The organism is Streptomyces sp. NPDC004732 (assembly GCF_040609235.1).
Taxonomy (GTDB): domain Bacteria; phylum Actinomycetota; class Actinomycetes; order Streptomycetales; family Streptomycetaceae; genus Streptomyces.
In genome coordinates, this window is the sequence record NZ_JBEXJR010000007.1 from 240292 (window position 1) to 253253 (window position 12962).

Annotated in this window: 11 protein-coding genes; 8 read left to right on the forward strand and 3 right to left on the reverse strand. The window is 71.0% G+C overall.

The features are described 5' to 3' along the window. Positions 1-49 precede the first annotated feature (49 nt). Positions 50-565 (reverse strand): hypothetical protein, encoded by a 516-nt coding sequence (locus ABZV77_RS22465; RefSeq protein WP_356259537.1) that lies wholly within the window; start codon positions 563-565, stop codon positions 50-52. 179 nt (positions 566-744) lie between these two features. Here ABZV77_RS22465 and ABZV77_RS22470 point away from each other — a divergent pair, with 179 nt between their 5' ends. Together ABZV77_RS22470 and ABZV77_RS22475 are read left to right on the forward strand one after the other, a co-directional pair. Then, a complete protein-coding gene (locus tag ABZV77_RS22470; RefSeq protein ID WP_356259540.1) occupies positions 745-1434 on the forward strand; it encodes an endonuclease V in 690 nt (229 codons plus the stop codon). A gap of 58 nt (positions 1435-1492) precedes the next feature. Then, a complete protein-coding gene (locus ABZV77_RS22475; protein ID WP_356259542.1) occupies positions 1493-2947 on the forward strand; it encodes a glyceraldehyde-3-phosphate dehydrogenase in 1455 nt (484 codons plus the stop codon). Between the two features lie 68 nt (positions 2948-3015). On the opposite strand, the gene ABZV77_RS22480 is transcribed toward ABZV77_RS22475, so the two are convergent. Together ABZV77_RS22480 and ABZV77_RS22485 are read right to left on the reverse strand one after the other, a co-directional pair. Then, positions 3016-4239 carry a saccharopine dehydrogenase NADP-binding domain-containing protein gene (locus ABZV77_RS22480; RefSeq protein ID WP_356259545.1) on the reverse strand — a complete coding sequence of 408 codons (1224 nt, stop codon included), beginning with the start codon at positions 4237-4239 and terminating at the stop codon, positions 3016-3018. 97 nt (positions 4240-4336) lie between these two features. Further along, on the reverse strand, positions 4337-4786 hold the full coding sequence (locus tag ABZV77_RS22485; protein ID WP_356259547.1) for a DUF523 domain-containing protein: 450 nt from the start codon (positions 4784-4786) through the stop codon (positions 4337-4339). A gap of 145 nt (positions 4787-4931) precedes the next feature. On the opposite strand from ABZV77_RS22485, the gene ABZV77_RS22490 reads away from it, so the two are divergent. From ABZV77_RS22490 to ABZV77_RS22515, 6 genes are all read left to right on the forward strand, one after another. Then, positions 4932-6092, forward strand: coding sequence for a CaiB/BaiF CoA-transferase family protein (locus ABZV77_RS22490; protein ID WP_356259550.1), 1161 nt, complete (start codon positions 4932-4934; stop codon positions 6090-6092). Next, positions 6092-7117: an LLM class F420-dependent oxidoreductase gene (locus ABZV77_RS22495; RefSeq protein ID WP_356259553.1), complete on the forward strand. Its 1026-nt coding sequence runs from the start codon at positions 6092-6094 to the stop codon at positions 7115-7117. Before ABZV77_RS22490 ends, ABZV77_RS22495 begins: the two co-directional genes overlap by 1 nt. Before the next feature lie 44 nt (positions 7118-7161). Beyond that, positions 7162-8304, forward strand: a complete 1143-nt coding sequence (locus tag ABZV77_RS22500; RefSeq protein WP_356259555.1) for an acyl-CoA dehydrogenase family protein — start codon at positions 7162-7164, stop codon at positions 8302-8304. A gap of 72 nt (positions 8305-8376) precedes the next feature. After that, the gene (locus ABZV77_RS22505; RefSeq protein WP_356259558.1) at positions 8377-9591 is read left to right on the forward strand and encodes an acetyl-CoA C-acetyltransferase; all 1215 of its coding nucleotides are present in this window, start codon (positions 8377-8379) and stop codon (positions 9589-9591) included. Positions 9592-9933: 342 nt separating this feature from the next. Next, positions 9934-12117 (forward strand): 3-hydroxyacyl-CoA dehydrogenase NAD-binding domain-containing protein, encoded by a 2184-nt coding sequence (locus ABZV77_RS22510; RefSeq protein ID WP_356259561.1) that lies wholly within the window; start codon positions 9934-9936, stop codon positions 12115-12117. A gap of 108 nt (positions 12118-12225) precedes the next feature. Next, a complete protein-coding gene (locus ABZV77_RS22515; RefSeq protein ID WP_356259563.1) occupies positions 12226-12951 on the forward strand; it encodes a hypothetical protein in 726 nt (241 codons plus the stop codon). Positions 12952-12962 lie beyond the last annotated feature (11 nt).

Here is a 12962-nt window from a genome sequence, read left to right on the forward strand (position 1 = left end):
TCGGTTCTGAAGGTTGGTGAGCGGTGGACCGGTCGGCGCCGGTGCCGGGTCAGCGTTCGACGGGCCGGACCGCCACCGAGGTCGGCGACAGTGCGGCGTCGACCCAGATCTCGGTGCCCCGCGCCACGGCGGTGGCGCTGCGGGCCGCGTACTTCACGCGCTGGCCCGCGAGGTGCAGCAGCACCTCGCCGTAGCCGTCGGCCGGAATCGCCGTGACCACCGATCCCGCGGTGCCCACGAGGTCGGTGCCCCGCGGTGTGGGGGCGGTCTGGTCGCGCATCAGGGCGCGGGTGAGCTTCCACGTCACCCAGCCCGCCCCGGTCCCCGCGCAGGCTCCCGCGACGGCGGCGGGACCGGCGCCGAGGCCGGTCGTGCCGAGCACGAGCGCCCCGCCGAAGCCGAGCATGGACACGAATCCGGCGATGACCGGCAGGGAGAGGAGCCCGTCGAAGAGCCCGTCGAGTGCGCCCGCTCCTCCGAAGAGTCCTTCGAGGACCCCGTCGAGGAGGAGGGAGAGCGTCAGCAGCACGATTCCCGCGATGCCGAGACCAAGAAACACCGTCATCGGATCACTTCCCCCGTCGAGCCGTCCACCTCGGTACGGAAGGATGGTGACATACCGGACCCGAGCCGTTCATTGCCAGAACCCGGCAATCTTTACGCGTCTTTAATGCCGGTCGCCCCCGACCGCCACGGTCGGCCGAAGCGAGGGGCGATTCCGCGCCAACTAGGCTTCCCGGCACTATGACCAGCTACGCGACGCCCTCCGACTGGCCCACCGACGAGCGGACGGCGCGCGCCGTCCAGGACGAACTGCGCACCCGCGTCGTCCTCGACGAAACGGGCCCGCCGCCCGGCACCGGGCGGGTGACCGGCGTGGACGTCGCCTACGACGACGAGCGGGACATCGTCGCCGCGGCGGTCGTCGTCCTCGACGCCGCGACGCTCGACGTGGTCGAGGAGGCGACGGCGGTCGGCACGGTGACGTTCCCCTATGTGCCCGGCCTGCTGGCGTTCCGCGAGATCCCCACGGTGCTCACCGCACTCGCCGGGCTGCGGTCCGACCCCGGACTCGTCGTCTGCGACGGCTACGGCATCGCCCACCCGCGCCGCTTCGGCCTCGCGAGCCATCTCGGCGTCCTGACGGGACTGCCGACGATGGGCGTCGCCAAGAACCCCTTCGCCTTCGCGTACGAAGATCCGGCCGCCCCGCGGGGGAGCGCGGCGCCGCTCCTCGACGGCGCGGAGGAGGTGGGCCGTGCGCTGCGCACGCGGGAGGGCGTGAAGCCGGTCTTCGTCTCGGCGGGACACCGGGTGACGCTGCCCAACGCCTGCGAGCACGCCCTGCGGCTCACGCCCCGCTACCGGCTTCCGGAGTCGACGCGGCGCGCGGACGCGCTGTGCCGCTCCGTGCTGCGGGAAGCAGCCGGTTGAGAGGCGCAAAGGTGAGCGGGTTAGCATATGAGCGCCGCCTAGCTCGAAAGATACTCCTGTGACTGTCAATGACGACTCGTTCACCAATTGGAAGCACCGCGAGGAGATCGCGGAGTCGATGATCCCGATCATCGGGAAGCTGCACCGCGAGCGGGACGTGACGGTCCTGCTGCACAGCCGCTCCTTGGTGAACAAGTCGGTGGTCAGCATCCTGAAGACCCACCGATTCGCCCGGCAGATCGCCGGTCAGGAGCTCTCGGTCACCGAGACGCTGCCGTTCCTGCAGGCCCTCACCACGCTGGACCTCGGCCCGTCGCAGATCGACCTCGCCCTGCTGGCGGAGGCCCACAAGGCCGACGACCGCGGACTGACCGTCGAGCAGTTCACCGCGGAGGCCGTCGCCGGTGCCATCGGCGCCAACAAGGCCGAGCGCAGCGAGGGCCGCGACGTCGTCCTGTACGGCTTCGGCCGCATCGGCCGCCTCGTCGCCCGTCTCCTCATCGAGAAGTCCGGCTCGGGCAACGGCCTGCGCCTGCGCGCCATCGTCGTGCGCGGGGGCGGCGAGCGGGCCGCCGAGGACATGGTGAAGCGCGCCTCGCTGCTGCGCCGCGACTCGATCCACGGCCAGTTCCAGGGCACGATCACCGTCGACGAGGCGAACAGCACGATCGTCGCCAACGGCAACGAGATCAAGGTGATCTACGCCAACGACCCGTCCGAGGTCGACTACACGGCGTACGGCATCAAGGACGCGATCCTCGTCGACAACACCGGCAAGTGGCGCGACCGCGAGGGCCTCTCCAAGCACCTGCGCCCGGGCATCGACAAGGTCGTCCTGACCGCCCCCGGCAAGGGCGACGTCCCGAACATCGTGCACGGGGTCAACCACGACACGATCAAGCCGGACGAGCAGATCCTGTCCTGCGCCTCCTGCACCACCAACGCGATCGTCCCGCCGCTCAAGGCGATGGCGGACGAGTACGGCGTCGTGCGCGGCCACGTGGAGACCGTCCACTCGTTCACCAACGACCAGAACCTGCTGGACAACTACCATAAGGCCGACCGCCGCGGCCGCTCCGCGCCGCTCAACATGGTCATCACCGAGACCGGTGCCGCCTCCGCCGTCGCGAAGGCGCTGCCCGACCTCAAGGCCCCGATCACCGGCAGTTCGATCCGCGTGCCCGTGCCGGACGTCTCGATCGCCATCCTCAGCCTGCGCCTGGGCCGCGAGACCACCCGCGAAGAGGTCCTCGACCACCTGCGCGACGTGTCGCTGCACTCGCCGCTGAAGCGTCAGATCGACTTCACGACGGCGCCCGACGCGGTGTCGATGGACTTCGTCGGCTCGCGCCACGCCTCGATCGTCGACGCGGGCGCCACGAAGGTCGACGGCGACAACGCGATCCTCTACCTCTGGTACGACAACGAGTTCGGCTACTCGTGCCAGGTCATCCGAGTCGTCCAGTACGTCTCCGGGGTGGAGTACCCGACGTACCCGGTGCCGGTGGCCTGACCTCCGCACATCAGGACCCATGGAGATGCCCCGCACGTTCCCGTGCGGGGCATCTCCATGGGGCGTGTCTACTGCTCAGTGCGTGTCTCCTGCTCCGCGACGACCCGGAACGAGAGCCCCGCCGCCCGCAGCCTGGTGATCAGCGCGTCGCCCATCGCCACGGCCGTGGTGACCTGTCCCGCCGTCGGCGGCAGGGAGTCGAGGGCGAGGCACAGGGCCGACTCGCCCAGCATCCGCGCGGTCTCGTCGTAACCGGGGTCGCCGCCCGAGACCTCGGTGAACACCCGCTTCCCGCCGCCCTCGCCGACGAACCTGACCGAGAACCACGACGAGGCCCGCCGCGTCTCGCTCGGCCCGTCGCCGGGCTTCAGGCGCGCGGACAGCCACCGCCGCGCGGGCGGCAGTTGCGCCACCGCGAGGAGGCCGCCGAGGGCCACGGGAGCGCCCAGCGCCACCGGCAGCGTCTTCACGGCCGCGTAGTGCCGGTAGCGGAAGTCCGGCCCGTACCGGTCGAGGGCGCGCGCCGAGCGCTGCACCACCTGCGGGTCGATCGTCGGCAGGGGAAGGGCCCACGCGCCGATCGCGCCCGCGTACCGGGGCGCGCCCGGCGGCGCGTACGCCTTGCGGTCCACCGAACGCGGCTCGTGCCGTCGGCGGTCCTTGGCGGCGGCCAGCATCTGCGGGCCCCGCCCGAACTGGTTGAGCGCGGAGGCGAAGGTGCCGCCGGAGAACCGCGCGCCCACCCGGACGAACCCGTCCACGCGCAGCGGCACCCCCTCGGGCAGCTGCTGCACGGTGAAGTAGGCCCCCAGGTCGTGCGGGACCGAGTCGAAGCCGCAGGAGTGCACGAGCCGCGCGCCGGTCTCCCGCGCGCGGGCGTCGTGCTTCACGTACATGAGGTCGACGAACTCCGGCTCACCCGTCAGGTCCACGTAGTCCGTGCCCGATTCGGCGCACGCCGCGACGAGCTCCTGTCCGTACGTGAGGTACGGGCCGACGGTCGAGGCGATCACGCGCGCGTGGGCGGCCATGTCCCGCAGGGAGGCGGGGTCCGCCACGTCGGCGCGGACCAGGGGGAGTTCGGCGCACGCCGGATTGATCGCGGAAAGCCGCTTCCGCAACCCCTCCAGCTTCGTGGTGTCGCGCCCGGCGATGGCCCATCGCACCCCTTCGGGGGCGTGGGCGGCGAGATGCTCGGCGGTGAGCACTCCCACGAAACCCGTCGCTCCGAAGAGCACGATGTCGTATGCGCGCTCGCTGACGTTGCTGTTCTCGCTCTTACGACCGGTCATGGCACCTCTTCGTCGTGGGCCCCGCGCTGTTGTCGGTGGCCGAGGCTAGCGTGAGCGGCGGGCGCCGATTCCAGGAGGTGTCCACGACCTGGCGCGTTCACGCCCCGGGGGCCGTCCGCACCGTGATGCCGTGCCGTTCCAGGAGCGCCGCCGTGACCCCGTCCCCCGACACGAGCCTGCCGCCGAACGACCCGTCGTACACCGCCCCGCGGCCGCACGAAGGGCTGCGCGGCATCAGGAGCGCCTCCGTGCACCCGCCGTGGCGCGCGGCGGCCAGTGCGCGCTGCGCGCCGTCCACGAACTGCGCCGTCACGTCGCGCCCGGTGTCCTCGACCACCCGGGCCGTGCCGTCCAGGACGTCGTGGCCGTCGCCGCCGACGAGCTCGGCAGGGCGGCGCGGCGTCGGCAGGCCTCCCGCGGCCTCCGGGCAGAACGACACGACCGCGCGGCCCGCCACCGCTTCGTCGAGCTCGGGCGAGGCCTTGTCGCGGCCGTCGTAGCGGCACGGAACGCCCCGCAGACACGCGCTGACCAGTACGGAATCCATGCGCTCAGGCTAGGCGCCGCACGGATGCCGCGGCCGGGCGGGCCAGAATTGGCTAAGCGCTTGCTCGTCAAGGGCTTGTGCGCGGTGGAACACGTTCTTAGCATCACTGGTGTTACATCAGTTGTGTCACAGTGCTGGGGGCTCAATGACAGTGCCGGGCAAGGGCGTTCACGGACCGCTCGCCGGAGTGCGCGTGGTGGAGCTGGCGGGCATCGGGCCCGGCCCGTTCGCCGCCATGCTGCTGGCCGATCTCGGCGCCGACGTCGTGCGCGTCGACCGGCCGGGCGGCGGCGGCCTCGCGATCAACCCCGAGTACGACGTGACCAACCGCAACAAACGCTCCGTCGTCATCGACCTCAAGGCGGCCGACGGCGCGGCCCGCGTCCTCGACCTGGTCGAGCGCGCCGACGTCCTCATCGAGGGCTACCGGCCGGGCGTGGCCGAGCGTCTGGGGGTCGGCCCCGACGACTGCCGCGCCCGCAATCCGAAGCTGGTGTACGGCCGGATGACCGGCTGGGGCCAGGAAGGACCGCTCGCCCGCCGCGCCGGACACGACATCGCGTACATCGCCATCACCGGCACCCTCGGCATGATCGGCAACCCCGACGAGCCGCCCGCGATCCCCGCGAACCTCGTGGGCGACTACGCGGGCGGCTCGCTCTACCTCGTCGTCGGCATCCTCGCCGCGCTGCACCACGCGCGCGAGCACGGTGCGGGACAGGTGGTGGACGCGGCCATCGTCGACGGCGCGGCCCACCTCTCCACGATGATCCACGGCATGCTCGCGGCCGGTGGCTGGCAGGACCGCCGCGGCGCCAACCTCCTCGACGGCGGCTGCCCCTTCTACGGCACGTACGAGACCGCGGACGGCGGCTACATGGCCGTCGGCTCCCTGGAGCAGCAGTTCTACGACGAGTTCATCGCCCTGCTCGGCCTGACCGACGACGCGCCCGCCCGCAAGGACCTGGCCCGCTGGGGCGAGCTGCGCGACGCCGTCGCCGCCCGCTTCAAGGAACGTACGCGCGACGAGTGGACGGCCGTCTTCGAGGGCTCCGACGCGTGCGTGGCGCCCGTGCTGTCCCTGCGCGAGGCGCCAGGACACCCGCACCTCGCGGCCCGCGGCACCTTCACCGACCACGGCGGCATCACCCAGCCCGCCCCCGCACCCCGCTTCTCCGCGACCCCGACCCAGGTCCGCAGCGGCCCCGCACAGCCCGGCGCCGACACCGCCGACGTGGCCCGCGACTGGGACGTACCTGCCCTCGCGCGCCCCTCGACCGAAGCAACCGCAGAGGAAGACCACTGATGCAGATCTCGGCACCGCTCGCCTACGCGGGCGACCCGCGCGAAGCGGCCGACAACGCCGCGGCCCTGGAGTCCGCGGGCCTCGACGCCGTGTGGGTCGCGGAGGCGTACGGCTTCGACTCGCCCACGATCATGGGCTATCTGGCGGCGCGCACCGAGCGCATGAAGATCGGCGCCGCCATCCTCAACGTCTACTCCCGCACCCCCGCCCTCATCGCCCAGACCGCCGCGGGACTCGACGCCGTCTCCGGCGGGCGCGCGATCATCGGGCTCGGCGCCTCGGGCCCCCAGGTCGTCGAGGGCTGGCACGGCAAGGCGTACGACAAGCCGCTCGGCCGCACCCGCGAGGCCATCGAGCTGACCCGTCGCATCCTGCGCCGCGAAGTCATCGACCACCACGGCATCACGGACATGCCGCTGCCTCCGGAGAAGGGCGGCAGGCTGGGCAAGCCCCTGAAGATCCTCACCCGGCCGGTGCGCCCCGAAGTCCCGCTGTACGTCGCCTCCCTGGGCCCCGCCAACGTCCGCATGACCGCCGAGATCGCCGACGGCTGGCTGCCCACCCTCTTCCTGCCGGAAAAGGCCCACCAGGTGTGGGGCGCCTCGCTCGCCGAGGGCAAGGAGAAGCGCGATCCGGCCCTCGGACCGCTGGAGACCGTCGCCGGGGGACTGCTCGCCATCGGCGACGACGCGGCGGCCGTGCGCGACCTCGCCCGCCCGCAGATCGCCCTCTACGTAGGCGGCATGGGCGCCAAGGGGAAGAACTTCTACAACGACCTCGCGGTCGCGTACGGCTACGAGAAGGAAGCCGCACGCATCCAGGAGCTCTACCTGGCCGGGAAGAAGAAGGAGGCCGAAGCGGCCGTCCCGGACGAGTTCTGCGAGCTCATGTCGCTGTGCGGGCCCGCGGGCTACGTACGCGAGCGCGTCGAGGCCTTCCGTGAGGCGGGCGTGACCATGCTCAACGTCATCCCGGTCGGCCCCGAACCCGCCAAGTCGATCGAAACCGTCAAGGGCTGGCTCTAACCGGGCTCGCAGCTTCCCACCGGGCTCCAGGAGGCCACGTACAGATGAAACGGCAGATCTTCGACGCCGAGCACGACGCGTTCCGCGAGACCGTCCGCACCTTCCTCGCCAAGGAGGTGCTCCCGTACTACGACCAGTGGGAGAAGGACGGCATCGTCTCCCGCGAGGCCTGGCTCGCGGCCGGCAAGCAGGGGCTGCTCGGCCTCGCCGTCCCTGAGGAGTACGGAGGCGGCGGCAACGAAGACTTCCGCTACGCCGCGGTCCTCGCCGAGGAGTTCACCCGCGCGGGGGCCGCCGGACTCGCGCTCGGCCTGCACAACGACATCATCGGCCCCTATCTGACCTCCCTCGCCACGGACGAGCAGAAGCGGCGCTGGCTGCCCGGCTTCTGCAGCGGCGAGATCATCACGGCCATCGCGATGACCGAGCCGGGCGCGGGCTCCGACCTCCAGGGCATCCGCACCACCGCCGAGGACCGCGGCGACCACTGGGTGCTCAACGGCTCCAAGACGTTCATCTCGAACGGCATCCTCGCCGACCTCGTCATCGTCGTCGCCAAGACGAACCCCGAAGGAGGCGCCCACGGCCTGTCCCTCCTCGTCGTCGAGCGGGGCGCGGAGGGCTTCGAGCGGGGCCGCAACCTCGACAAGATCGGCCAGAAGTCCCAGGACACCGCCGAGCTCTTCTTCAACGACGTACGCGTCCCCAAGGAGAACCTGCTCGGCGAGCTGAACGGCGCCTTCATCCACCTGATGACGAACCTCGCGCAGGAGCGCATGGGCATAGCCGTCGCCGGGATCGCCGCCGCCGAGCACCTCCTGGACATCACCACGACGTACGTGAAGGAGCGCGAGGCCTTCGGGCGCCCGCTCGCCAAGCTCCAGCACATCCGCTTCGAGATCGCCGAGATGGCCACCGAGTGCGCCGTCACCCGTACGTTCCTCGACCGGTGCATCGTCGATCACTCGAACGGGGAACTCGACGCCGTGCATGCGTCGATGGCGAAGTGGTGGGCCACCGAGCTGCAGAAACGCGTCGCCGACCGCTGTCTGCAACTGCACGGCGGCTATGGCTACATGACGGAGTACCGCGTCGCCAAGGCCTTCACCGATGGACGCATCCAGACCATCTACGGCGGCACGACCGAGATCATGAAGGAGATCATCGGCCGTTCCCTCCTCGGCTGACCCCCGCCCTCCCGGACCCCTCACCCTTCCGGACACCACACACCCTCCCGGACACCCCCGAAAGGCTCACGCGTGACCACCGAAGCGTACGTATACGACGCGATCCGCACCCCGCGCGGACGCGGCAAGGCCAATGGCGCCCTGCACGGGACCAAGCCCATCGACCTCGTCGTCGGCCTGATCCACGAGATCCAGGCCCGCTTCCCCGGCCTCGACCCGGCCGCCATCGACGACATCGTCCTCGGCGTGGTGGGCCCGGTCGGCGACCAGGGCTCCGACATCGCGCGGATCGCGGCCATCGCCGCCGGGCTGCCCGACACGGTCGCCGGTGTCCAGGAGAACCGCTTCTGTGCCTCCGGCCTCGAAGCGGTCAACCTCGCCGCGATGAAGGTCCGCTCGGGCTGGGAGGACCTGGTGCTCGCGGGCGGCGTCGAATCGATGTCGCGCGTCCCGATGGCCTCCGACGGCGGCGCCTGGTTCGCCGACCCGATGACCAACTTCGAGACCGACTTCGCGCCGCAGGGCATCGGCGCCGACCTGATCGCCACCGCCGAGGGCTTCTCGCGGCGCGACGTCGACGAGTACGCGGCCCTCTCGCAGGAGCGCGCCGCCGCGGCCTGGAAGGACGGCCGCTTCGCGAGGTCCGTCGTGCCGGTCAAGGACCGCAACGGCCTCGTCGTCCTCGACCACGACGAGCACCTGCGCCCCGGCACCACCGCCGACTCCCTCGCCAGGCTGAAGCCGTCCTTCAAGGACATCGGCGACCTGGGCGGCTTCGACGCGGTCGCGCTGCAGAAGTACCACTGGATCGAGCAGATCGACCACGTCCACCACGCGGGCAACTCCTCCGGCATCGTCGACGGCGCGTCGCTGGTCGCCGTCGGCACGAAGGAGGTCGGCGAGCGCTACGGCCTCACCCCGCGCGCGCGGATCGTCTCCGCGGCCGTCTCGGGCTCCGACCCGCTCATCATGCTCACCGGGCCCGCGCCCGCGACGCGCAAGGCGCTCGCCAAGGCGGGTCTCACCATCGACGACATCGACCTCGTCGAGATCAACGAGGCGTTCGCCGCGGTCGTGCTGCGCTTCGTCAAGGACATGGGCCTCTCCCTGGACAAGGTGAACGTCAACGGTGGCGCGATCGCTCTCGGGCACCCGCTGGGGGCGACCGGGGCGATGATCCTGGGCACGCTCGTGGACGAGCTGGAGCGCCAGGACAAGCGGTACGGGCTGGCCACGTTGTGCGTGGGCGGCGGCATGGGCATCGCGACGATCGTCGAGCGGCTGTAGGGCTACGCGCCGTAGGGGCTGGGGTACGTCGCCGACCGCGGGTACGCCGTGGCCGCTCGCGCAGTTCCCCGCGCCCCTAAAGGCCTGCGGCTCCGCCGCGGCCTTCCCCACGACGCGCCCTTGAAGGCCTGCGGGCTTCGCTGCAGCCTTTCCGGCGATGCGCGCCTGAAGCCCTGCGGCTGCGCCGCGCCTTTCCCCGACGGCCGCTGAGACGGCGCACGCAGTGCGCCTTTCAGGGGCGCGGGGAACTGCGCGACCAGCCCTCACCGGCGGTCAGTCGGCCACGACACCCCAGCCGCCCTCCCCAGAATCCGCCTGCCACAGACTTCACGGAGAAGAGACATGACCGAGAGCACGACCATCCGCTGGGAACAGGACGACACCGGCGTCGTCACCCTCGTCCTGGACGACCCCAACCAGTCCGCGAACACCATGAACCAGGCGTTCAAGGAGTCCATCGCGGCGATCGCCGACCGCGCGGAGGCCGCCGTCCAGGCCGACAAGGACGCCATCCGCGGGTTCATCTACACCTCCGCCAAGAAGACCTTCTTCGCGGGTGGCGACCTCAAGGACATGATCAAGGTCGGCCCGGAGAACGCCCAGGAGGCGTTCGACGCGGGCACCGCCATCAAGAACTCGCTGCGCCGCATCGAGACCCTGGGCAAGCCCGTCGTCGCCGCGATCAACGGCGCGGCCCTCGGCGGCGGTTACGAGATCGCCCTCGCCTCGCACCACCGCGTCGCCCTCGACGTCTCCGGTTCCAAGATCGGCCTGCCCGAGGTCACCCTCGGCCTGCTCCCCGCGGGCGGCGGCGTCACCCGTACCGTGCGCCTCATGGGCATCACCGACGCGCTCCTGAAGGTGCTGCTCCAGGGCACCCAGTACAACCCGAAGCGCGCCCTGGAGAACGGCCTCGTCCACGAAGTGGCCGCCACGCGCGAGGAGATGCTGGAGAAGGCCCGCGCCTTCATCGACGCCAACCCCGAGTCGCAGCAGCCCTGGGACAAGCCGGGCTACCGCATCCCCGGCGGCACCCCGGCCAACCCGAAGTTCGCGGCGAACCTGCCCGCCTTCCCCGCCAACCTCAAGAAGCAGACGGCGGGCGCCAACTACCCGGCCCCGCGCAACATCCTCGCGGCGGCCGTCGAGGGCTCGCAGGTCGACTTCGAGACCGCGCTGACCATCGAGGCCCGGTACTTCACCGAGCTGGTCACCGGTCAGGTCGCCAAGAACATGATCCAGGCGTTCTTCTTCGACCTCCAGGCCGTCAACTCCGGCGCCAACCGCCCCAAGGGCATCGAGCCGCGCCAGGTCCGCAAGGTCGCCGTGCTCGGCGCCGGGATGATGGGCGCGGGCATCGCGTACTCGTGCGCCCGCGCGGGCATCGAGGTCGTCCTGAAGGACGTGTCGGCCGAGGCCGCGCAGAAGGGCAAGGGCTACTCCGAGAAGCTCTGTGACAAGGCCGTGGCCAAGGGCCGTACGAGCCGGGAGAAGGCGGACGCGCTGCTGGCCCGCATCACACCGGCCGCGGACCCGCAGGCCCTCGCGGGCTGCGACGCCGTGATCGAGGCGGTCTTCGAGGACACCTCGCTCAAGCACAAGGTGTTCCAGGAGATCCAGGACGTCATCGAGCCGGACGCGCTGCTCTGCTCCAACACCTCCACCCTGCCGATCACCACGCTGGCGGAGGGCGTCTCCCGCCCTGTCGACTTCATCGGCCTGCACTTCTTCTCGCCCGTCGACAAGATGCCGCTCGTCGAGATCATCAAGGGCGAGCGGACCGGCGACGAGGCGCTGGCCCGCGCCTTCGACCTGGTGCGCCAGATCAACAAGACGCCGATCGTCGTCAACGACTCGCGCGGCTTCTTCACCTCGCGCGTCATCGGGCACTTCATCAACGAAGGCGTCGCGATGGTCGGCGAGGGCATCGAGCCCGCCTCCGTCGAACAGGCCGCGGCCCAGGCCGGATACCCGGCGAAGGTCCTCTCGCTCATGGACGAGCTGACCCTCACGCTGCCCCGCAAGATCCGCAACGAGACCAAGCGGGCCGTCGAGGCGGAGGGCGGCACCTGGGCGGGCCACCCCTCGGACACCGTCATCGACCGCATGGTCGACGAGTTCGAGCGCCCCGGCAGGAGCGGGGGAGCGGGCTTCTACGAGTACGTGGACGGCAAGCGCGCCGGGCTCTGGCCGGGGCTGCGCGAGCACTTCACCAAGCCGGGGCACGAGATCCCGTTCAAGGACATGCAGGAGCGGATGCTCTTCTCCGAGGCGCTCGACACCGTGCGCCTGGTGGAGGAGGGCGTCCTGACCTCGGTCGCCGACGCCAACATCGGCTCCATCCTCGGCATCGGCTTCCCGGGCTGGACGGGCGGCGTGCTGCAGTACATCAACGGCTACGAAGGCGGCCTGCCCGGCTTCGTGGCACGCGCGCGTGAACTCGCCGAGCGCTACGGAGACCGGTTCGCGCCGCCCGCGCTGCTGGTCGAAAAGGCGGAGAGCGGCGAGAAGTTCAGCGACGGCTGATCCCGCAGGTGCCTCCGGTTCTGCCTGGTCAGGGGTGGAACCGGAGGCAGCCATGACGCGTCGTATGCTGGCGTACGTCATGATCACGACAACTGAAGGGTGACCGCTGTGCGGTTCACGACCGGGGGAACGACGCGTGCGGTCGGCGTCGGAGTGCTGGTCCTCTCGCTGGCCCTGACCGGCTGCGGAGGAAAGAAGAACAAGAAGAAGAACAAGCGGGGATCCTCCTCCTCGCACAGCCGGACCGTCGGCGGCGCGACGGGCGGCAAGGGCACCGGCACCGGTACCGGCTCGCTGAGCGCCGCGCGCCGGGCCCAGGAGATCCTGCCGCCCCTCGACACGATGCCCGCCGCCCTGCGGCACGTCGGCACGGAACTGCACACCCGGGCCAAGGCCCCCTCCCTGTGCAAGGACCCGGGCGGCAAGTGCAAGGGAGCCGTCGCCAACGGCCGGGTGGGATACCTCACCGCGAACAAGGCCGAGGGCGCGAGCTACGACCTGATCGCGTACCGGAACACCCGTGCCGCCGAGCGGGCCTTCGCCTCCTGGGAGAGCTACGTGCAGCACAACAAGCGCGAGGTCGCGGCTCTCGACGGCGCTCCGCAGGGCGACGAGAGCACCGTCTACGCGTACAAGTCGTCGGCGAAGGGGAACACCGTGACGATGGTGATCCGCCAGGGCGAGTACATCGGCACGCTCGACCTGCGGGACACCGCGGGCCGGGCGGCCGGACGGAAGGACCTGGCAGCCCTGTCCGAGGTCTACGCCGAGCGGCTTGCGCAGGCCACGCGGGACGAGACGCCGAGCGCGACGGCGGCCCACGTCAAGGTGTGACGGAGGCCGGT